Source organism: Thermostichus vulcanus str. 'Rupite' (genome assembly GCF_022848905.1).
Lineage (GTDB): Bacteria > Cyanobacteriota > Cyanobacteriia > Thermostichales > Thermostichaceae > Thermostichus > Thermostichus vulcanus_A.
On the sequence record NZ_JAFIRA010000048.1, the window covers coordinates 4,969 to 26,498 of the forward strand.

Sequence of the window (21,530 nt, forward strand, 5' to 3'; positions counted from 1 at the left end):
GAGCACGGTCGCGTCAGCGGTGCGGAGCACGGTCGCGTCAGCGGTGCGGAGCACGGTCGCGTCAGCGGTGCGGAGCACGGTCGCGTCAGCGGTGCGGAGCACGGTCGCGTCAGCGGTGCGGAGCACGGTCGCGTCAGCGGTGCGGAGCACGAGCGTCGGTTCCAAAGTTGGGTCAACCACAATGTTTCCAAACGGATCGTCCTCCGGACGACCCGGAGGGTCATTGTTGCAACCGCCGAAGCCCTTTCTGCCAGTGTTGCACTGAAAGATTTGACCGGGATCCGGGAACGCACCAACCAACTGCCCCGCTCCAGGACTGAGAGGAGACGTAGCAATAGCTGGGCGTTCCACCAGTTGAGGCAATTCTTGACCTACAAGTGTCTGAAAGAAGGCGTGAAGCTGGTTCTGGTGAACCCGGCCTACACCAGCCAAATGTGTCACCGCTGCCTGCACATTCATCCTGATCCCGACCAGTCGTATCGTGCTCCGCACGGCGCGGAGCGCCACCGGAAGGGTAAGCAGTTCCAGTGTGGGCATTGTGGTTGGCATGGGGATGCGGATTTCAACGGGGCCAAGAACATTCGTGCTCCGCACCGCTGGCGCGACCAAGCAATCGGGGCGCTTGTAAACCGTCCTGGAGGTTCCTGGTTATCTTGCCAGATAACTGGAGGGCTACTGAAAGCCCGCGCTGTATCCGCTAGGGTCAGCGTCGGGTAGTTTACCTTGACTGGTAAAGTTGCCCCGGCGCAGCACCTTGCGCATCTTTGCTGATTTCGCGGCAATTTTTGACAGCCACCGCCGGACGTTGGATCCCCAGCTGTTGCGGGATCCCATTGTCCAGGGCCGCTCGGGAATCCAAGTTGAGCGGTTACTCCAGCAGCAACACTCTTTTTGAGCCTAGTGCCGAAGGGTATCCTCAAAGACTCTCCCTAGGTCCACCCCTGAAGATAGCCACCTGTACTGTTGTTGTACTCCACTTTCGGGTTAGCACGAACAATTTGTGTTTGTGCTAAAACTCCAGATCAGGATCCTGCCCCAAAGCACGCAATCTTTCCGCAAGACGTTCAGCTCGTTGACGTTCCTGCTCCGCTCTTTGATGTTCCTGCTCCGCTCGTTGGCGTTCCTGACGGGTTCTCTCTCGCTCCAGATCTGCTTGCTCATCTCCAGTCAGCAGTAAGTTGCCTTGCGCATCGCACCAGCGCAGCCAACGGGCTTGTTTGGCCTCAAAAATCCCCTCCCACACTGTCAGCCCCAGATCCACCTGTTCCAACCAAGTTTCGGTCATTTCCAGGTAATGCCGACCCCGCAGTTCAAAAATTCGCAACTCATCCGAACCCAATTCATGATTGGGGTCAAAGACCACGTAATAGCTGACTCGCATCTGCTCATAGCGATTCAGCTTGCTTTCCAGCTCATTACCCTCCCGGTTAGACACAATCTCAATCACCACATCCGGTGGCTTGTCAAATTGCCATAGCAAATAACAACGGTTTTGCTTTTCCCACCACTGGTCAGGGACGGTAACATCCAAACTCAGAAAGACATCGGGCACAATCGGAGGCCGCCCGATGGTGGTGTAAATACCAACATTAGCTGCTGCCAAAAAAGTCTTGTTGCGCCACGCACTGTAGAGAACCCCTGTTAGGAGACGCTGCTGTTTTTCCGAAGCAAAATTATCCACCGGGGTATCATCCTCAGTGACAAGATCCTCAACATTTGGGATTGGAACAAGCAGTTCGGTATCCATCAGGAAATCCGGTTGCAGATGTACGTGATCTTAGCGCTTGTCTTGAGGGAGTGAGGGGGTCGTCTCTTTAAGCATGAGGCTGCAAATGCATATTGCTAGCTCCCGAGCTACGCAATCCTAGCGTGGGTCTACAGCACCTCCGCTCCAGGGATCCCGGTAGGATGAGGCGAGTCTTGAGCGGATGGGCAAGGCTGACGACATGTTCATTTAAACAAGTGGAATCCTTGCTTAGGACGCTGTCCTAAGGACCGTGTAGCAACTGTTGTAAGCGGCGGCTTTCCCATTCCAGAATGCGACGAGACAAATCGGGATCCCGTTCGAGAATACGGTCGAGATCATCGACGGCAATGGCCAGCAGGCGGGTGGGACTGTGGGTGGCCGTAATGCGCCCTGATTGTCTCCCGTGGGAGAGTACCTCTAGCTCATCCAAAATTTGGCCGGGGAGCAGGCTGGAAATGACCTGATGACCACGTTCGTAGGTTTCGACCTCTGCTTTGCCCTCGATCAAAATCAAGAGTTCCCGACAGGTATCCCCCTCATCCGAGATGATGTCTTGAGCCTGAAAGATCTTGAAATAGGCAATAGCTTCTAATTCCAGCAGCGTTTGGGTGTGGATCCCGGCAAACAGTTGGCTGTTAAACAGGTAAGTCAGCTTTTCTAGGTCAGGCAATTGGGAAAGGGCCAGGGATCCCTTGGGGTGGGCTTGAAGGATCTGCGCTGTTGTTGTGACCAGGGGATGGGAAGGGGCCGGCAGTGAATCGGGGAGTTGAGCGGGATCCAGGGTGTGCAACAGATAGAGACTAATCGCCTGGATGATCGGGTTGCTTTCGGCTAGGAGGGCCTGCAGATGGCCGGTGATGGTCTCTGTGGAGAGATCTAGCGCACAGGCAGGGGAATTGGAGCCAGGAGCCCGTAGGGTTTTCAGGAGGGAGTAGGGCAGACGGCTAGCCCAAGCGGCGGTCGGGTTATCCAGCACCTCCGGCAACACCGCAGGCGAGAGTTCTGCTAGGGCTTGGGCCATGCGCAGATTGAGGTCGAAATCGGGGTTGCTCTCCATCATCTCCAACAGGGCACGCACCAGCAGGCGTTTTTTTTGCTTGACACTGGCCCGCAGCAGGTTCAGGACCAAGGTTTGCCGCAGCAGCAGCGGTTGGTTGAGGGCATGAAACCGTTGGATCAGATTTTGCAATTGGGTAAGCAGGTGTTCCGCCCGCTGCCAACGTTCCGCCTGTCGATCCAGCCCGCCGACGAGCTCGGCTTCCTCCTCTGGGGTGATGCGATATTCCTGCCGCAATTGCTGAACAGACTCGGGATCCCGGCGGATCAGCTCCTCCAAAGACTGTTGGCTTTGCAGCGTGAGCATTCGCTCTAGAGCGCGGCGATACCCTGAGAGGCGCACCGAGTTTTCCAGGCTATGAAGACGACTGGGATCCATCAAACTGGGATCCTCCACTCCCAACTCCAGCAGGAGGTCTTGGTGATCGTCATCGCTGATGTCCAGTTGTTGTCGCAGCTGAGCCAACACCTTCAGGCTGCTGCTGCTGTTGACATAGCCCTCGTCTAGGGCTTCTCTGAGCACCTCTTTGTAGGCTTCCAGGCGTTTTTCCTGGGTAAATCCTGGCAACACCTTGGCCAGCACATAGATCTCGTCGCTACTTAAATCTGAGAGATTTCGCCCTTCCAACACCTTGGGCCAGTTGAACTGGAATTTGGCCAATTGTTTCCGCAGGCGGGTAGCCAATCCTTCTCGACTGTATTGATCCGGATGACGCGGCCAAGTGCGATAAAGCCAAAAACTGCTACCCGCCAAAATCAAGAATTCCCATCCCCACTGAACCCAGCTGGGCAACATTGCCAACCAGGAGCGTCCGGCAAACACAAAGAAAAAGTTAAAGATCAAAAAGGTGCAAAGACTGTAGAGGCGATGGCGAATTTCAATGGGGTCTAACCGGGATCCCCAGCGGGTTTGGGCCCAGCGTTCCAGTTGACGGCCCCAGCTCCAGCCCGCCCAGGTGAAAAGTCCTAACGTGATGGGCACAGCCACAATTTTGGGCACCGGAATCACCCTGCCCGCAATGTACCAACCAGGATTCCACCACCGCTCCAGCCCCCCCGGCTCGTAAGCCCAAATTCCCGACAGGTAATAGTCCCAGTTACCTGCATAGAGATAGTAGTAGACAAAGTAGCCCACCACTAAGCCCACATAGCCGTAGTACAACAGTTGCTGTTGGGGTTGTTCAATCCCCTGCCAGTAGGTGCGCTCCGCATCAATATCGATACATGGACTTTGGCAGGCAACACAGGCACTTTTTTCGCTGCCATCGGGTTCCACACTGCGACACATGGACTGGGTAATTTTGCTATCGCTGGTGTGGGCCGGTTGAGCCAGCAAAGCTCTGGGTTCACCGTAGATTTTTTGCACCGGAGCCATCGGACAAAAATAATTGCACCAGCTTTTGCCCCCATAGAGAAACCCAACCGTGATGGCAGCAGCCAGGGTAATGAGCAGCCAACCCAAAAGCAACCTGCGGTCGTTATTGATCCCCAACAAGCGGGCATTGAGCCCCAGGAAAAACCAGCCCAATTGCACATATAAATAGTTTTTCCCCAGCCAAGATTCGGCATTCACGCGGGGAACTTCTGCCCGTTTGCCCTTGGTCACTTTGCGTTGAATCCCGAGGGCACGCGGGATCTGAGACACGAATGACAGTGGGCATATGCGTCGCCACAGATCATGCCCAAAGATCAACAGAATCAAAATGGCGCTAGGCACCACCAAACCCCAAAAAATTGGCGCCCCCAGATAGTAATGAGCGGATCCCAACGCCACACACTGCCCCTGTACCGGTACACAGCGCTCCAGATCCACCCGCAACCCAGGGATCCCAGTTTGGGCATCCGTCAGACGGGGGGAAATCGGATCCACCACCAGAGACCCGATCAACAGCAGCCAAGCCACTGTTAACGCCCAACGCAGCCGATGGAACTGCCGCTCACTTAGGGATACCCAGGACATACACAACCGATTCCTACTGGATTGCCAAGACAACATTTCAAGGATTACAAAACGCACATTGGGCCGGATCAGCCCAGGGATCCCGGACAGGCTCCTGATGGCTATGGTGGCAGCGCAAACACCCATACACCCAGGCTTTGGGTAATGGTGTGGGAGCACCACAGTCGCCACAGGGCAGACCAGACAAGGAGCGAATCCGCCAATAACCGGGGGTTCCACAGGCAGGACAAAGGCTTTGGGCTCTAGCGATCAAATTTTGGGTGGCGGCGGCGATCACCTGTAAACGAGAAGGATTGCACATGGCCCGCATATCGGTTTCCAAATGAACCCCCTGACCCCGTGTATTCAGCTCATTGAACACAGCTCGGAGGGTATCCTCATCCTGGATCCCTTTGTGGATCACCTGCGGGTGCTGCGGATCGTCGAGGGCGATCAAACCGTGCTCTGGGAAACCCACCTGCTGAGCAAAAGCCAAGGCTTCCGCCATTGTGGTCACATGGCGATGGCTAAAGTTGGTTTGGCTGCTCTCGGCCCAGCCCACCAGCTCCAACCCCTGTGCTTGATCCTTCAACATCACCCACTCCTGATTCCAGGCCAGCCAGGGAAGCTGAGGATGGGGGCCAAAGGATCCCTCACTCGCTAGGCCCAAGGGCGCATCCTTCAGCTTCAGCGCGGATTCAATCTTCAGGCGTAAGGTGGCCAAAGGATCCCCAGGTCGAGGCCGTTCCCGGGAGAAAGTGCCAAATTGGTCGGTATCAAGGTCTACCACCTCAACGCGGATGCCCAAGTGCTGGTGCAAAAGAGGGCCAATGACGGTCTCTTTGCCGTGCCGAGTGGCCAGCAGAGCCACTGAGTTGTGCCATCCCTCCCACATCGCTACGAATAATAGCCCTTACCCCGATTGATCAAGCCACAGATTCTCCTATGGATCCCATTGGAAGAAGTTTTAGAACTCTGTTGCGCCTGTCTCTTCAGGATAGTTTGCCAAATATATAACGACAGGCTCGGAGAACCGCAGTAACATACTCCTGGACGCTCACCCTAACAGGTAGAGCGCGGGGCTGCTTGCGGTTAAAGCTCAAAACAAGAAGTACCGTTGTGCCATGGGCAATACCTCCGCTGGTTCACAGGTGAGCAATTCTCCATCCGCCCGTACTTCATAGGTTTCCGGGTTGACCTCGATATGGGGAGTGCTGGTATTCAATTTCAGGTCTGCTTTGCTGATTTCACGGCAATTTTTGACAGCCACCACCGGACGTTGGATCCCCAGTTGTTGCGGGATCCCCTTGTCCAGGGCCGCTTGGGAAACAAACAACAGACTGGTCTGGGTTAGGGCGCGGCCAAAGCTACCAAACATCGGGCGGGGATAAACCGGTTGCGGCGTTGGAATCGAAGCATTCGGATCCCCCATTTGGGCATAGGCAATCAGCCCCCCCTTCAAAACCAACTCCGGCTTCACCCCAAAAAACGCCGGTTTCCACAAGCACAGATCCGCCAGCTTCCCCACCTCCACCGATCCGATTACATGGCTCAGCCCCTGAGCAAGGGCAGGACAGATGGTGTACTTGGCAACGTAGCGCTTGGCTCGGTAATTGTCGTTGCGGGCACTGTCCTGCGGCAGGGATCCCCGTTGCACTTTCATCTTGTGGGCGGTCTGCCAGGTGCGGATGATCACTTCTCCAACCCGGCCCATGGCCTGGGAGTCAGAAGAGATAATGCTGAATACCCCCATGTCATGCAAAATGTCTTCGGCGGCAATGGTTTGGGGGCGAATGCGGCTTTCGGCAAAGGCGATATCCTCCGGCACATTCTTGCTGAGGTGATGGCAGACCATCAACATGTCTAAATGTTCTTCGATGGTGTTGCGGGTAAACGGGCGAGTCGGATTGGTGGAACTGGGCAACACATTCGGCTCAGAGGCAATGCGGATGATATCGGGCGCATGTCCACCGCCAGCCCCTTCGGTATGAAAGGTATGAATGGTGCGGCCATTGATGGCGGCGATGGTGTCCTCCACAAAGGCGGATTCATTTAAGGTGTCGGTGTGGATGAGGGTTTGCACGTCGTATTCATCGCTCACCTGTAGGCAGCTGTCGATCACCGCCGGGGTGGATCCCCAGTCTTCATGGATCTTGAGGCCACAGGCCCCTGCTTCGATCTGTTCCCGTAAAGCTTCTGGGAAAGCGGCATTCCCCTTGCCAAAAAAGCCCAGATTGAGGGGAAATCCCTCTGCTGCCTGGAGCATTTTGCCCAAATTCCAGGATCCCGGCGTGCAGGTGGTGGCATTGGTGCCAGTAGCAGGCCCGGTTCCACCTCCCAAGAGGGTGGTCAAGCCGGAAGCAATGGCAAACTCACACAGTTGTGGACAGATAAAGTGCACATGGGTATCGATCCCCCCTGCCGTCAGGATGAGATTCTCACCGGCAATAGCTTCTGTAGCAGCACCCACCACCATGCCCGGTGTCACCCCTGATTGGATATTGGGGTTTCCGGCTTTGCCGATGCCGACGATATAGCCATCTCGAATGCCGATATCCGCCTTAACAATGCCCCACCAATCCAGGATCAGAGCGTTGGTGATCACCAAGTCCAGTGCTCCCCCCGCCCGGGTGGCTGTTGGCGATTGCCCCATGCCATCCCGAATCGTTTTGCCACCCCCAAACTTGATCTCTTCCCCGTAGGTGGTGAGATCCTGCTCCACCTCAATGATCAACTCCGTATCCGCCAAGCGCACCCGATCCCCCACGGTGGGGCCGTAGTTACTCACGTATTGGCGACGGGGAATTTCTAGGGTCATGGGAGAGCTTCCAGCAAAGGGTTGACAGGTTTCTACCATAAATATCCCCATCCAGGGGATCCCTTTAGGCACATTGCCCAATCGGACACTCGTTCTTGGCCAGCTCTTACTTTCTCTAAACCGGCTGAAAATCTGTTACATATATTCACAATCATGATCGAAAAAGGGATCATAAGCTTGCCGTAATCCTGATGGGGCAAGGGATCCCTGGTTTAATTATTGTGAAGCATCCAGGCGCTACCAAACGCTGCCCTATAATGCCTTGTAAGTCCTGCCCTGGGGAAATTCCCCGAGCTTCACGGCTGCCGACGGGCAGGAATGCTTCGTTCCTTGTCGCAAGAGAGGAGTTCTTGATGACAACTACGCCAAAGGAGCGAGAGCCAAAGGTCAAGGTGTCGGTTGACGTGGATCCGGTTCCCACTTCCTTTGAGAAATGGGCCAAGCCGGGACACTTCGATCGCAGCCTGTCGCGTGGACCCAAGACCACGACCTGGATCTGGAACCTCCATGCTCTTGCTCATGACTTCGATAGTCACACCAGCGACTTAGAAGACGTCTCTCGTAAGATCTTTTCCGCTCACTTTGGCCACCTGGCGGTGGTCTTTGTCTGGCTGAGCGGCATGTACTACCACGGAGCTCAGTTCTCCAACTATTCCGCTTGGGTGGCGGATCCGGTCAACATCAAGCCCAGCGCCCAGGTTGTCTGGCCTATTTTTGGTCAGGAAATTCTGAACGGGGATGTGGGTGGCGGCTTTGAAGGGATCCGCATTACCTCCGGTCTTTTCCACCTCTGGCGGGCCGGTGGCATCACCAACGAGTTTCAACTCCTCTGCACCGCTATCGGTGGTTTGGTGATGGCTGGCTTGTGCCTGTTTGCCGGTTGGTTCCACTATCACAAGCGCGCTCCCAAGCTGGAGTGGTTCCAGAATGTGGAATCGATGATGAACCACCACTTGGCGGGTTTGCTGGGGTTGGGTTCATTGGCTTGGGCCGGTCACCAAATTCACGTTTCCATTCCCATCAACAAAATGTTGGATGCGGGCGTGCCGGTTGACCAAGTGCCTCTGCCCCATGAGTTCATCCTCAACCCGGCCTTGATGAAGGAAATGTTCCCCAGCGTCGATTGGGGCATCTTCAGCGGGGTGGTGCCTTTCTTCACCTTGGATTGGGGCAAATACGCTGAGTTCCTCACCTTCAAGGGGGGCTTGGATCCGCAAAACGGTGCCCTCTGGCTGACGGATCAGGCTCACCACCATCTAGCGATTGCCGTGCTCTTCATCGTGGCCGGTCACATGTACCGAACCAACTGGGGCATCGGCCATTCCATGAAGGAGATCCTGGAGGCCCACAAAGGCCCCTTCACCGGTGAAGGCCACAAAGGGCTGTATGAAGTGCTCACCACCTCTTGGCATGCCCAACTGGCCATCAACCTGGCCATGGTGGGATCCCTGAGCATCATCGTGGCCCAGCACATGTACGCCATGAACCCCTACCCTTACATGGGGATTGACTACGCCACCCAAATTTCGCTGTTCACCCACCATATGTGGTTGGGCGGCTTCTTTGTGGTCGGTGGTGCCGCCCACGGGGCCATCTACTTTGTGCGGGATTACGACCCGGCAGTGAACCGCAATAACGTTTTGGATCGCGTGCTGCGCCATCGGGATGCCATCATCAGCCACCTGAACTGGGTGTGTCTGTTCTTGGGTTTCCATGCCTTTGGTTTCTACGTCCACAACGACACCATGCAAGCCTTCGGTCGTCCGCAGGATATGTTCTCCGATACGGGCATTCAGCTGCAGCCGATCTTTGCCCAGTGGATTCAGTCGCTACACACCAACGCCATCGCCAGCACAGCGCCCTACGCCGGTGCATCGGTAAGTCCGATCTTCGGGGGTGACATTGTTGCCATCGGGGGCAAGGTTTCCATGATGCCGATGGTGTTGGGCACGGCGGACTTCATGGTGCACCACATCCACGCCATGACCATCCACATCACGGTGTTGATTTTGCTCAAGGGTGTGCTGTTTGCCCGCTCCTCCCGTCTGATTCCAGACAAAGGCAAGCTGGGCTTCCGCTTCCCCTGCGATGGCCCGGGTCGGGGTGGCACCTGTCAAGTTTCCGGCTGGGATCATGTGTTCCTAGGTTTGTTCTGGATGTACAACTGCATTTCCATCGTCATCTTCCACTTCAGCTGGAAAATGCAGAGCGATATCTGGGGCACCGTTAACGCCGATGGCACGATTGACCATATTACCGGCGGCAACTTTGCGGCCAGTTCGGTCAACATCAACGGCTGGCTGCGGGACTTCCTGTGGGCCCAAGCAGTTCAGGTGATCAACTCCTATGGCTCGGCTCTGTCGGCCTATGGATTGCTCTTCTTGGGCGCTCACTTTGTGTGGGCCTTCAGCTTGATGTTCCTGTTTAGTGGCCGCGGCTACTGGCAAGAGCTGATCGAGTCCATCGTCTGGGCCCACAACAAGCTGAAAGTCGCTCCGGCCATTCAGCCCCGTGCTCTGAGCATCATTCAGGGTCGGGCGGTCGGTGTGGCCCACTACCTGTTAGGAGGGATCGTCACCACGTGGGCGTTCTTCCTGGCACGGTTCGGCGCACTCGGCTAAGGCAAGGAGGAAATTGAACAATGGCAACTGCAACTCGTTTTCCACAGTTCAGCCAAGACCTTGCCAGCGACCCCACCACGCGTCGTTTGTGGTATGGCATCGCCACCGCTCACGACTTTGAAACCCACGATGGCATGACGGAGGAGCGGCTTTACCAAAAGCTGTTTGCGACCCACTTCGGCCATCTGGCGATCATCTTCCTGTGGGCGTCTGGCAACGTCTTTCACATCGCCTGGCAAGGCAACTACGAACAATGGGTAGCCAACCCCAGTGGGGTTACCCCCATCGCCCATGCCATCTGGGATCCCCAGTTTGGTAAGGCAGCCGTAGAGGCCTTTACCCAACCCGGAGGCGGTGGCCCCGTCAATGCGGCCTACTCCGGTCTCTACTACTGGTTCAACACCATCGGCTTGCGCACCAATGGCGATCTGTATGCCGGTGCCGTCGGTTTGCTGCTGTTTGCGGCCACCCTGCTGTTTGCCGGTTGGTTGCACCTACAGCCCCGTTTCCGTCCCAGCTTGAGTTGGTTTAAGAATGCTGAATCCCGGCTCAACCACCACCTGGCAGGGTTGTTCGGGGTCAGTTCTCTGGCCTGGACGGGTCACCTGGTCCACGTCGCCATCCCTGAATCTCGCGGTCAGCATGTGGGTTGGGATAACTTCCTCACCACTCTGCCCCACCCAGCGGGTCTGAAGCCTTTCTTCACCCTCAACTGGGGGGTCTATGCCCAGAACCCCGATACTACCAGCCATGCCTGGGGTACGGCGGAAGGGTCGGGTACCGCCATTCTCACCTTCTTGGGTGGCTTCGACCCGAACACCCAGTCCTTGTGGCTGACGGATATGGCCCACCACCATCTGGCCATTGCGGTGATTTTCATCGTCGCCGGTCATATGTACCGCACCAACTGGGGCATTGGCCACTCGATGCGGGAGATCATGGCGGCTCACAATCCGCCTAAGGGCACTCCGTTTGGGGGCTTGTTGGGCCGTGGCCATGAGGGCATCTACGACACCTACAACGAGTCTCTGCACTTCCAGTTGGGCTGGCACTTGGCCTGCTTGGGGGTGGTGACCTCGCTGGTGGCACAGCACATGTACTCCCTCAACCCCTACGTGTTCATGTCCTTGGATCACACCACGGAGGCGGCGCTCTACACCCATCACCAGTACATTGCTGGATTCTTGATGGTGGGGGCCTTTGCCCACGGGGCGATCTTCTTGGTACGGGATTACAACCCTGAAGCCAACAAGGACAATGTGCTGGCGCGGGTACTGGATCACAAGGAAGCGATCATCTCCCACCTGAGCTGGGTGTCGCTGTTCTTGGGCTTCCACACCTTGGGGCTGTACGTCCACAACGATGTCATGCAAGCCTTCGGCACGCCGGAGAAGCAAATTTTGATCGAGCCGTTGTTTGCTCAGTTCATCCAGGCTTCTCATGGCAAGTTGATCTACGGCATGGATGTGTTGTTGGCCAACCCCGACAGCATCGCCTCCACTGCTTGGCCCAATTACGGTAACGTATGGCTGCCCGGTTGGTTGTCGGCCATCAACGACCCGAATGGATCCTTGTTCCTACCGATTGGCCCTGGCGACTTCTTGGTTCACCACGCTATTGCCTTGGGTCTGCACACCACCACCTTGATCTTGGTCAAGGGTGCGTTGGATGCACGCGGTTCCAAGCTGATGCCCGACAAGAAGGACTTCGGTTACAGTTTCCCCTGCGATGGCCCCGGTCGGGGTGGCACCTGCGATATCTCCGCGTGGGATGCCTTCTATCTGGCTATGTTCTGGATGCTGAACACCATCGGCTGGGTCACCTTCTACTGGCACTGGAAACAGCTCGGCGTCTGGAGCGGTAACACGGCCCAGTTCAACGAGAACTCCACCTACCTGATGGGTTGGCTGCGGGATTACCTCTGGGCGAACTCTGCTCAGTTGATCAACGGCTACAACCCCTACGGGATGAATAACCTGGCGGTTTGGGCTTGGATGTTCCTGTTCGGCCACTTGGTGTGGGCTACTGGGTTCATGTTCTTGATCTCCTGGCGTGGTTACTGGCAAGAGCTGATCGAAACCTTGGTGTGGGCGCATGAGCGTACCCCCTTGGCCAAGCTGATCCGCTGGAAAGATAAGCCGGTGGCTATGTCGATTGTGCAAGGTCGTTTGGTGGGCCTGGCTCACTTCACAGTGGGTTATGTTCTCACCTACGCGGCCTTTGTGATCGCCTCGACGGCCTCACAGTTTGGCTAGCGCACCTTAACCGGTTACTAACTAATTAGACGGGATCCCTTGACTTGGTTGGGGGATCCCTTTTTTTGATCTTCAAGTTTGCTAACTTTTGTAAATTTAACTTGAACTTTTCGCTCTCATGTTGGTAGCCTTCTCTTGAGATTATTTCTCAACTATGGTGTCAAGGAGAACACTAATGTCTCCACGACCTCTCTCCCTTAAGCAGATACGGGGTCAAGCAGTTTGTGTCAGTGCTTTAGTTGTATTCGGATCCAGTTGTGCGGATGTAAGCAACCCCGTAGCTTTTGCACCAGGTTTTCAGGAAGATGTTCTTGCTTCTGAATTATCAGTCCCACCAACTGACACATCCAGGCTAGACACAATTAATGCAAATAGATCTAATGCTCCACTTATCGGAGCGGCTGGGGGATGTGTTGTTGGAGGAGTGAGATATGCCTCTGACTGTATTTATTACCAACGACCGTTTAATTTCCAAGACTTTTACTACTCAGTCTGCTCAACTGGCATGTGGGGATTTGTAACCGGCGTCTGTCACGACGTGTTTTCAGGCTTTTAGACTGCTGGTTCCAAGTATTTTGTGGATACAAATCACAATCGCAGCTAAGGAAAGTGAAAAATGGTAGGTGCCTTGTCAGAGAAGAATGAAACCCAGAAAAACACTTCGACCAGTCTTTTGGTCAAGCTCGTTGAAAAAGCCCTGATCACATCAGTTTCTGTTTTGGCTGGAGGTTTTTTCCTTTGGACAGTAGGATATCCTCAAGTTCCTATCTTCATCCTTTATTTGTTTTTTGGTCTTCTTTTTTTTGATCTGATGTCTTGGGGGATAGATAGGTTCTCGCAGTGCTGGAGGTATCGACATTTAAAGTCGATCGCGTCTGCTTTGACTCCCTTAATTTCTATAGTGGCCTTCTGGGCAGTATTTTGTCGTTGTCCAATTGAGGTCATTTTGAGTGGAGATCATTGGCAGGTTCTAGCCCTCCTTCTGCTGTATCCCACTTGCAAACTGCTTCATGTTTTCTGGGAAATCTTCAGGTCTAAAGATAGCAAAATAGTGGAACAGCCATAGAGCTGATCTCCACTTTAGCTCTATACCAGATCTCTTGATTTGGCTAGGGGATCCCTTTTTTTGAGCTTCAAGTTTGCTAATCAAGCCACGCGAACAAATCTTGGGGGTGAAATATCCTCCACGATGGGGATCCGAACTGCCACCACCTGTCCCTTGGCATCGGTTTCAAAGGTGAGGGAGAGGTGCAAGAGGCGATTTTCTGTGGATTGGAAACGCGTGCTGAAGGTTTCGCCGTTGTAGGGATCCAAGGGGTAGGTGCGCTGATCATAGGTTTGCCAGAGGCGACCCTCGCCCAGAGAAATGGTGAAGGTGCCGTAGCCAGGGTGATGAAACTGACCCAGGTAGTTCGCTAAGGGATGTTGGGGTAGAGCGTTGGGATCCCGGCCCGCCCAAAAGGCTTGTTCTGCTGCGGCTGCCTGTCGGGCAAATCCTTCTGCCACCTGTTTTCCGTAGGCAATTCGAGTTTCCACCTGCACCTGCCCTAGCAACCGATCCATCACCACCAAAGCACCGATTGTGTTGGCATTGCTGACATTGAGGTTGGTTAGAACGGCCACCCCAAAGCCTCGCGCTGGGATGAACGCCACTGTGGTGCGGTAGCCATTAAAGGATCCGCCATGGGAAAGCATCAGTTCCGAGCCGATGCTGCTTTGAACCCAACCCAGGCCATAGGTGGCCAACCCCCCACCCACCAGTGAAACCTGTGCCCCAATGGCCATGTGAGGGCGATGGATCCAGCGCAATGAGGCTTCGGAAATCAGGGGATTTCCCCCGATACTACCGCCATGGAGATGAAATTGAAGCCAACGCATCAGGTCATTTGCGGTGCTATAGAGCCCTGCTGAAGGGGCAATGTAACGGGTATCGCAGTGGGGAATAGGCTGAATCTGCCCGTCTACCCAGCCATAGCCCTGGGCCAAACGTCCGGTAGCCAAAGCGGCTGGACGGGAAAAGGTGCTATCGGCCATCCCCAAAGGATCCAAGCAGTACTCCTGGATTAAGTCTTCGTACCGACGGTTGGTGACCTCTTCTAGGATGGCTCCCGCGCCGGAAAACACGAGATCTTGATACTGAAATTGGGTGCGGAAGGCTTGAGCAGGTTCAAAATAGGCCAAACGCTTGAGCAGTTGCCGTCGGTACTCACGCCCTCGATCAGGTAACTCGCGTCCCACCCCCTCTGCCAGCAGATTCTCGTGGGAGGGTAAGCCCGTGCGGTGGCAGAGCATATCCGTCAGGGTCATGGACTGGGTGGCCTGTTCATCCATCAGTTGCAGCTCTGGCCAGTAGTGGCGTACCGGTTTTTCCCACTCCACCTGTCCCTGATCCACAAGGATCCCGGCTAAGGTCGCCGTGAATGACTTGCTAACGGAAGCCACCAAACAGAGGGTATCGAGGGTAAAGGGCTCCTGATGATTGCGATAGCCAAATTCAAATGGATACACCTCCCCATCGGCTAACACCGCCACCGCCAAGCCGGGCAGGTGAAAGGCTGTATACACCTGGGCCAGATCGGCTTGTAACTGTGGATGCCAACCCATGACGGTATTCCTCACTCAGCGAGTTCAACTTTGTGCCCGTCCCATCCATTGGAAATCCTTCGGGATTGGTTTTCGGGATCCCTAGCGAACTCTGCTCACGGGTTTGGCCTTGAGGTTGTAAATAAAGCTAGTACGGTATTGGGAAAGCAGGTTGCGTAGGTAAAGGGGCAAATTGCGCCGGTAGAGCAAGTGAGTTTTGTGGTGGATGGGTTTGCTGCGTCGGTTAATCGCTTGGCTGCGCTGCTGCAACGAGGTTTGGAGTGGGCGTTGGCAGGCCAGGGATCCGGTCACACGAGCGGGTCTTGGCTGTGGTGGCATACCACACCTCCAGAGCTTTGAGCAAATTAGATCTACTGTAGGGGATCTTTAAGGAAGCAAATGCCACCGGGTCAAAAGATTTTGCAAGTGATCTATCCAGCTTGCCGGGATCCCTTCAGGAATTTCACCTTTTTCTAGATCCTGCAACAATTGCCGACCCAGGGGTGCTAGACGATAGCTATCGGTAATGCCCTGTCCATCTACCTCCCGTCGCAACAGACCCACCTGAATCAGCCACATCAACTCTTGATCTGCAAGCATTTCCGGCAAAGGGCGCTGCGTATATCCCGCCTGCACACCCGCCAACCCCGAAATCTTTCCCAAAGGGATCCCTTGAAATTGCATCGCCTGTAGGAGAGCCACTCGAAAAGGGCTACAAACCCAAGCACGCTGGGCACGTCGATAGACTGGCACGGAGTCATGCAGCAGGGAAGTCAAAGCCATTCTAAGCCGTTCTTTAGATTCAAATCTGGTTCTGGCGATGGCAGTTGAGCACCAGCCTTGTTAAAATAGTTTTACAATATGTTTTACAATACTTAATAACGTGTTGATTATCCTTACCATAGTCATTTTACTGGGGTTCTGGGCGCTGCGGCTAATGGAGCAGGCTTTCCAGAGACAGGAGTTCTCGCGCATGTTGGCGGGAACCCTGGTGGCCGTAGCTGCGGGTGGGGTCTTGACCTGTTATTTTCTCATGAGCGATACCCTGCAGATGTTGTTCCATCTGCAAGCTCAGGCACCTCCTCCCTATGCTCAGGATCTAATTTCCGACCTCAATTGGCTTGATTAAGCCAGCCTTTCTCGGTGGGAGCAGAGCTAGGCCAGCTGTGCCGCTAACCAAGCCTGAATACAACGGATCATCGCCTGGTTAGGCGTCAGTAGGGTTTGATAAACCAGCTGCCCCACAGCATCAATCGGGCTGAATTCAACGCCGGGCCGGAAGGGATAACTGAGGCCAAGAGGGGTGAGGTGATCCCCTTCCAGATGTTGCCATTCCGTATGGCCTGGATATTTGCTACGCAGCTGTTGGTAAAGCAGCGGAATATCGTCGATATCATCCTGTCGGAACTCCAGCAGTAGGTTGTTTCTGACAGGATACTGCTCCTCAATCAGACGATTGGTTTCCACAGGAGAAGGTTCAAACTCCACCCACCAATTCATCGGCGGCGAAGAGGATCCCATCCACATCCGCCACAAGTCTGTCACCTGTTGTTGGGGCCAGGTCTGAAACAATAGCCGCAGTAAGGGTAGGGCTTGATCGAGTCCGGCGTTGCTGTAGGCTAAAAAAATATTCCCTTGCCGCTGTCCCCCTATAGAGGGATCCATCAAACAAGAAAGAATTTGCAACTTACACCCCAGGCTATGGCCTAAACCAAACAGAGGCAACCCTACCAAACCTTTGCTGCGCAGGCCGATCTGTAAAGATTGCACTGCACTGAAAGCCAGCTGAGCGTGATCGATATCGGTGGTGTAGGGAGTGGCAACAATCGCCATATCCATGCGGGCCAGCTCTTCTAACAGGCGGCTGTAAAAAAATTGCGGCGCAGCTCCCACAAAAGCTCCACCCAAAAAGTGAACGACAGCACGGGGTTGAGAAGGCAAGAGAAACCACGTTTGTCCGTCGGTTTGCCAAGTGAGTGACATAGCCTTGCAACCTCGCCTGCGAGTTCATCCGGGATCCAGATCCACATACGACTTGTTACCCAGCAGATCCCACCCCATCCTAAGTCAGAGACAAACCAGGGATCCCTAAACTGCGGAATGGGTTGCCCTCCCCGTTGCCCATTTTTCTATCCAGATATGGTCCAGATATAGTGTTTTTGGGTTTCACGTGTCAGGGTTTCCATAGTTGGATTGGCCTTTAGAGCCCTTGCCCTGACTGGGTTTCCCTTATTTTGCTTGAGGGCGGACGATGGGATTCGAACCCACGGATGGAGGAACCACAATCCTCTGCCTTAACCGCTTGGCTACGCCCGCCATTATTCCGGGTATCTAGCTTAGCATGAGATAAAGTGTACAGACTGAAAATGCTACCCAGAGCCGATTTATTGCAAGATGCAGAGTACCGAGAAACCCTGGCACGAATCTTGGATTTGGGAGAACAAGCCCTCAAAACCTGGCAAGTGGTCTGTAGCGATTTTCTCTCCCCGCCGGAAATGGCTGAGGTACAGGCCCGCCTGCAAAAGTTGACCGAGTTACAGACAGCGGCATCGGGGGGCTATCCACAGGCAGAACGACAACGCTTAGCCCTTGCCCGCTCGGAGGTGAGTATTGAACCGGATGGGATCCCGTTGGCCGCAATTCAGATTCAAGGCAATTTTCTCTTTGATCCGGCTACCCACCGTGATTTTTTGGGCGCCCTATTGGGATCCGGCATTACCCGCGATAAAGTCGGCGATGTCATCGTCTTGGGAGACTCCGGGGCCCAGGCGATCGTGGTGCCGGAAATGGTGGAGTACCTCAGGGCAAACCTGACTCAAGTCCGTACCGTGCCCGTTAAGGTCAACGGGATCCCTTTTGAACAACTCAAGATTCAACCCCCCCGCACCAAATCCATCACCAGTGTGGAAGCCTCCCTGCGGCTGGACGCTGTGGCATCAGCAGGATTTAGCATGTCCCGCAGCAAGATGGTAGAAGAAATTCAACGGGGGGAAGTCCGTGTGAATTGGAAGCCGATCACCCAAGCTAGCTATACCGTCGGGCCTCAGGATTTGATTGCTATCCGTGGGCGCGGTCGCCTACAAATTGAGGAAGTTGCTGAGACCAAAAAGGGCCGTTTCCGGGTGCAAATGACTCGCTATCTGTGACATACTTCCGACCCTCACGCTGTAAGGCGTAGAGGGCGGGCTTCTCCAGTCTTACGACCTTCGCGTTTTAGAGTGAGCCGATGCCCCAGGCCCACTTTTTTGATAAGCACCGCAGAGTTCACATCTCGCGGCATAGACGCTCTACAGTGGGGGCAGTCATGCCAGCGGTCGGATAGCTCTTTCGGGACTCGGCTCAAACACATTGCACAATGCTGGGATGTACCAGCCGGGTTAACCTTCACCACCCACCGCCCAGCTTTTGCAGCTTTGTACGGAAGGACTTCGTTCAGAAACCCGGCTATCCCAGCATCAGCAAAACTTTTGTTCAGCCCAGACTTAGCCGCTTGACCATTAGGCAAAAACTCACCGCCTTCACCTAGCTTAGGTTTGCAACGGCGGATCATATTGGCGACTTGCAGATCCTCCACAAAGATCACATCGGCTTTGTCCACCAACTCACCTGCCGTCTCAAAATGCCACTGTCGCCGCTGCCTGGCAATACGCTGGTGCAGCTTGGCAATTTTGGCATTTAACTTGCGCCGCGCCTTCGACCCTTTGGGCCTTAGTTCACGCTTCGCCTGGAGTTTGGCCAGCTTCTTTTCAGCCTGGCGGTAGAACTGCGGCGGTGTTTTCGTCGTGCCGTCTGAGCAGGCAATGAAGTATTCCAGCCCAGCATCTACCCCCAGACTGTTGGCCTCGGTCGGGACAACTTCAGGCAGGGGCAGCTCTGGCACCGACTGGTCTTCTAGAGAAAACGTCACGTACCACCCGTCGGCTTTGAGAGATACTGCCACTGTTTTGAGCGCAAACCCCTCAGGCAATGGCCTATGGCAGATGAACTTCACCACTCCAATCTTGGGCAGCCGAATCCGATTGCCCTCAATCCACTCGTGGCTGGCCTGAGGAAACGTGAACGTGCGATAGCGATGTTGCCCCTTGAAGCGAGGCTTGCCGCTCCGCTTGCCGGAACTATCGCCCTTGGTGAATCGCTCAAAGGCCAGGTTGACCCGCTTCACCATGTCCTGAAGCACCTGGGAGTGAATCTCTTTGTACCAAGGGCGTTCACCCTTCAGGGGTACCAATGACCGCTTCTGACTGTAGTAATTAGGCTGCTCCCGTGGTTCGGCAATACTCGCCACGAGTGGGCAAGCGTTGATTGGGCAACGGTTCATCTCCCACCAGTCGAAGCGGTCTGCCAGCAGCCAGTTGTACTGATGCCGCAACATCTCAAGCCAGCGACTCATCTGACACCGCTGCTCGTAGGTTGGTTGCAGTCGATATTGGTAGGCCACTCGCATATGACAAGAATAGCGATTCCGCTTCGCTCCGTCGCTGGACTCCCTATCCCGACACTGACCCTACGGGTACAGTGCGGGGCTTCCGTCCGTAGCTAAAGCTTGCTCATCCCTTTTCCCTTGCGGAAGCTCCATACATAACCCCGTCCCGGAGCCAATAGAAAGACCAGCAGAAAAATGAGGGCCACCGTCAGAACCATCGCCGCCCCCGAGGCAATGTCAATGTAGTAACTCAGGTACAGCCCCACCACATTTCCCCCCGCCCCAATCAACGCCGCCACAGCCATCATCGTCGGTAAGCGCCGCGTCAGCAGATAAGCCGTTGCCCCTGGTGTAACCAACATGGCGGTCACCAGGCCGACTCCGACCACCTGCAGCGATACCACCACCGTCACCGCCAACATCAGCAACAACAACTGCCGGAACCACTCTGCCGGAATCTTCTGAGTGGCCGCAAAAACTGGGTCGAAACTAACCAGCAAAAACTGCCGGTAAAACATCAGAATCAGCCCCAGCACTCCCACACTCAACCCTGCCATCAAGAGCAAATCGCCGTTGCTCACCCCCAGCACATTGCCAAACAAAATATGGGTTAAATCCTGAGCGTAGGTTTTGATGGAGCTGATCAGCGCTACTCCCAACGCCAAAGAAGCCGCAAACAAAATGCCAATCGCGGTATCTTCCCGAATCTGTCCTGAACGAGAGAGAAACCCAATGCCCCCACTCACCAACCCTGCCGCGATCAGGGCTCCGAGGGTCAAATTCCCCCCCATCAAGTAAGCAATGGCCACCCCCGGCAAAATGGCATGGGCCAAGGCATCTCCCAGGTAGGCCATCCCCCGCAGCACCACATAGCACCCCAAAACAGCACAGAGCACCCCCACCAGCAGCGCCGCCAACAACCCCCGCTGCATGAACCCGTAGGCCAAGGGATCCCGGAGCCAAGCCAAAGGATCCCAACCGGCTAACATTCCCATTTCACTGCCCACTCATCCACTCAAGGCACCGTTGCATTTGCTGTTGCATGGTTTCCGTATCCGCATGGTAACGGCGGCCATGCCCCGGTAGCACCCAGGTAAAGGCATACTCGGCCAAACGCCGCATCGACTGGAGCAACTCCGCCCAGGAATACCAGCAGGCATTGCGAAAAGCAATCAGATGACCCCAGCGCTCCGACCATGCCAAATGATCACCACTGAAGAGAAACTCCTGTTGGTAAATCAGAACCGTATGGCCTTTGGTATGGCCCGGCACCGGCAAAATCAACAAATCAGGAGCCAAGTCAACCGGATCCCGTCCGCTGAGTTGGATTTCTACCGCCTCGGTGCCACGGCTAATGTCGTCTACATGCAAAATCCGCTCACAACCGAAGTGGGCCTGAAACCTCTCGTGATCCGCCACATCATCCCGATGGGTGAGGTAAAGGTAACGGATCCCGCCCAGGCTTTCCAACCGCCTGACCAGTGGGGCAACAAAGCGGGGGGAGTCGATCAACACATTTCCCTGCGGTCGTTGGATCAAGTAGCTGGCTGCCCCATAGGAGCGCTCAGAATGATAGCCACAGTGGTAGACGTTGCCGCTAACCGGGAGGGGGAAGCTAGCCTGTATAGTCTTGATCTCCGGGGGTGGATTGAGGGTGCCAATCGAAGCCGTGGGGCAAGACAGGAGCGCTTGTAAGGCCCGTTCCCGTTCGCTGGCGGTGCTGGGCTGATGATAAACCGCCGATTGGTCGTCGATCTCCTTAAACACCTCCGGGGCCATCCACCGGCAGGTATCACAGTCGATGCAGGTGCTATCGACATAAAATTCACCGCTCACGTTTTCGGAGCGCCGTTGCTTCAGGTGCGCCATAAGCCACCGCCCAAAGGGGATACTTCAGTCTAGAATTTGTGCCGACCCGTGCCCATCAAACGATGCTCTTATCTACATATCCCTCCTACCCCGCTGGTTGACTGACAAAACTAATCGGTGACATAGCAGTACGTGTGTATTTTGAATTCGATTCGATAGGTACGCTGGTCATGCTGCTTCCGAGACGCCATGGTTGGTTCAGGATCGCGGTTACAGGTG

18 protein-coding genes and 1 tRNA gene are annotated in these 21,530 nt (G+C 55.0%); 6 read left to right on the forward strand and 13 right to left on the reverse strand.

Going from position 1 to position 21,530, the window contains the following annotated elements:
* A partial coding sequence (locus tag JX360_RS14630) for an RNA-guided endonuclease TnpB family protein (RefSeq protein ID WP_244352369.1) occupies positions 1 to 717 on the forward strand: 717 nt, incomplete at its 5' end.
* A gap of 1 nt (position 718) precedes the next feature.
* Here the strand turns inward: JX360_RS14630 and JX360_RS14635 are convergent.
* The 5 genes from JX360_RS14635 to ureC form a co-directional block, all read right to left on the reverse strand.
* Positions 719 to 859 (reverse strand): hypothetical protein, encoded by a 141-nt coding sequence (locus JX360_RS14635; protein ID WP_244352371.1) that lies wholly within the window; start codon positions 857 to 859, stop codon positions 719 to 721.
* 150 nt (positions 860 to 1,009) lie between these two features.
* A complete protein-coding gene (locus tag JX360_RS14640) occupies positions 1,010 to 1,747 on the reverse strand; it encodes a Uma2 family endonuclease (protein WP_279611539.1) in 738 nt (245 codons plus the stop codon).
* A 241-nt stretch (positions 1,748 to 1,988) separates the two neighbouring features.
* Complete coding sequence (locus JX360_RS14645) at positions 1,989 to 4,763, reverse strand: cyclic nucleotide-binding domain-containing protein (protein WP_244352375.1); 2,775 nt, start codon at positions 4,761 to 4,763, stop codon at positions 1,989 to 1,991.
* A 37-nt stretch (positions 4,764 to 4,800) separates the two neighbouring features.
* Positions 4,801 to 5,637, reverse strand: a complete 837-nt coding sequence (locus JX360_RS14650) for a DUF6671 family protein (RefSeq protein WP_244352377.1) — start codon at positions 5,635 to 5,637, stop codon at positions 4,801 to 4,803.
* 204 nt (positions 5,638 to 5,841) lie between these two features.
* Positions 5,842 to 7,560 carry an urease subunit alpha gene (gene ureC, locus JX360_RS14655; protein ID WP_244352379.1) on the reverse strand — a complete coding sequence of 573 codons (1,719 nt, stop codon included), beginning with the start codon at positions 7,558 to 7,560 and terminating at the stop codon, positions 5,842 to 5,844.
* 353 nt (positions 7,561 to 7,913) lie between these two features.
* Here ureC and psaA point away from each other — a divergent pair, with 353 nt between their 5' ends.
* The 3 genes from psaA to JX360_RS14670 all read left to right on the forward strand — a co-directional run bounded on the left by psaA (position 7,914) and on the right by JX360_RS14670 (position 13,502).
* Complete coding sequence (gene psaA / locus JX360_RS14660; RefSeq protein WP_244352380.1) at positions 7,914 to 10,181, forward strand: photosystem I core protein PsaA; 2,268 nt, start codon at positions 7,914 to 7,916, stop codon at positions 10,179 to 10,181.
* Between the two features lie 20 nt (positions 10,182 to 10,201).
* Entirely contained in the window at positions 10,202 to 12,436 is a 2,235-nt protein-coding gene (psaB, locus tag JX360_RS14665) for a photosystem I core protein PsaB (protein ID WP_244352381.1), read from the forward strand.
* Positions 12,437 to 13,052: 616 nt separating this feature from the next.
* On the forward strand, positions 13,053 to 13,502 hold the full coding sequence (locus JX360_RS14670) for a hypothetical protein (RefSeq protein WP_244352382.1): 450 nt from the start codon (positions 13,053 to 13,055) through the stop codon (positions 13,500 to 13,502).
* An 80-nt stretch (positions 13,503 to 13,582) separates the two neighbouring features.
* Here the strand turns inward: JX360_RS14670 and JX360_RS14675 are convergent, their stop codons facing one another.
* The 3 genes from JX360_RS14675 to JX360_RS14685 form a co-directional block, all read right to left on the reverse strand.
* Entirely contained in the window at positions 13,583 to 15,040 is a 1,458-nt protein-coding gene (locus JX360_RS14675) for a serine hydrolase (RefSeq protein WP_244352383.1), read from the reverse strand.
* An 81-nt stretch (positions 15,041 to 15,121) separates the two neighbouring features.
* A complete protein-coding gene (locus JX360_RS14680; protein ID WP_244352384.1) occupies positions 15,122 to 15,358 on the reverse strand; it encodes a hypothetical protein in 237 nt (78 codons plus the stop codon).
* Positions 15,359 to 15,406: 48 nt separating this feature from the next.
* Positions 15,407 to 15,802, reverse strand: coding sequence for an Npun_F0494 family protein (locus JX360_RS14685; protein ID WP_244352385.1), 396 nt, complete (start codon positions 15,800 to 15,802; stop codon positions 15,407 to 15,409).
* A gap of 190 nt (positions 15,803 to 15,992) precedes the next feature.
* Here JX360_RS14685 and JX360_RS14690 point away from each other — a divergent pair, with 190 nt between their 5' ends.
* Positions 15,993 to 16,148 carry a hypothetical protein gene (locus JX360_RS14690; RefSeq protein WP_244352386.1) on the forward strand — a complete coding sequence of 52 codons (156 nt, stop codon included), beginning with the start codon at positions 15,993 to 15,995 and terminating at the stop codon, positions 16,146 to 16,148.
* 26 nt (positions 16,149 to 16,174) lie between these two features.
* On the opposite strand, the gene JX360_RS14695 is transcribed toward JX360_RS14690, so the two are convergent.
* Both JX360_RS14695 and JX360_RS14700 read right to left on the reverse strand, forming a co-directional pair.
* On the reverse strand, positions 16,175 to 17,002 hold the full coding sequence (locus tag JX360_RS14695) for a DUF1350 family protein (protein ID WP_244352387.1): 828 nt from the start codon (positions 17,000 to 17,002) through the stop codon (positions 16,175 to 16,177).
* A 260-nt stretch (positions 17,003 to 17,262) separates the two neighbouring features.
* Positions 17,263 to 17,335: transfer RNA gene (locus tag JX360_RS14700), tRNA-His, on the reverse strand.
* A gap of 50 nt (positions 17,336 to 17,385) precedes the next feature.
* Here JX360_RS14700 and JX360_RS14705 point away from each other — a divergent pair.
* The gene (locus tag JX360_RS14705; RefSeq protein ID WP_244352402.1) at positions 17,386 to 18,165 is read left to right on the forward strand and encodes a photosystem II electron transport protein, Sll1252 family; all 780 of its coding nucleotides are present in this window, start codon (positions 17,386 to 17,388) and stop codon (positions 18,163 to 18,165) included.
* Between the two features lie 14 nt (positions 18,166 to 18,179).
* Here the strand turns inward: JX360_RS14705 and JX360_RS14710 are convergent, their stop codons facing one another.
* The 3 genes from JX360_RS14710 to JX360_RS14720 form a co-directional block, all read right to left on the reverse strand.
* Positions 18,180 to 19,409 carry an RNA-guided endonuclease InsQ/TnpB family protein gene (locus JX360_RS14710; RefSeq protein WP_244352388.1) on the reverse strand — a complete coding sequence of 410 codons (1,230 nt, stop codon included), beginning with the start codon at positions 19,407 to 19,409 and terminating at the stop codon, positions 18,180 to 18,182.
* A 146-nt stretch (positions 19,410 to 19,555) separates the two neighbouring features.
* The gene (locus JX360_RS14715) at positions 19,556 to 20,437 is read right to left on the reverse strand and encodes a metal ABC transporter permease (RefSeq protein ID WP_244352396.1); all 882 of its coding nucleotides are present in this window, start codon (positions 20,435 to 20,437) and stop codon (positions 19,556 to 19,558) included.
* Between the two features lies 1 nt (position 20,438).
* Positions 20,439 to 21,311, reverse strand: a complete 873-nt coding sequence (locus tag JX360_RS14720; RefSeq protein ID WP_244352398.1) for an MBL fold metallo-hydrolase — start codon at positions 21,309 to 21,311, stop codon at positions 20,439 to 20,441.
* Positions 21,312 to 21,530 lie beyond the last annotated feature (219 nt).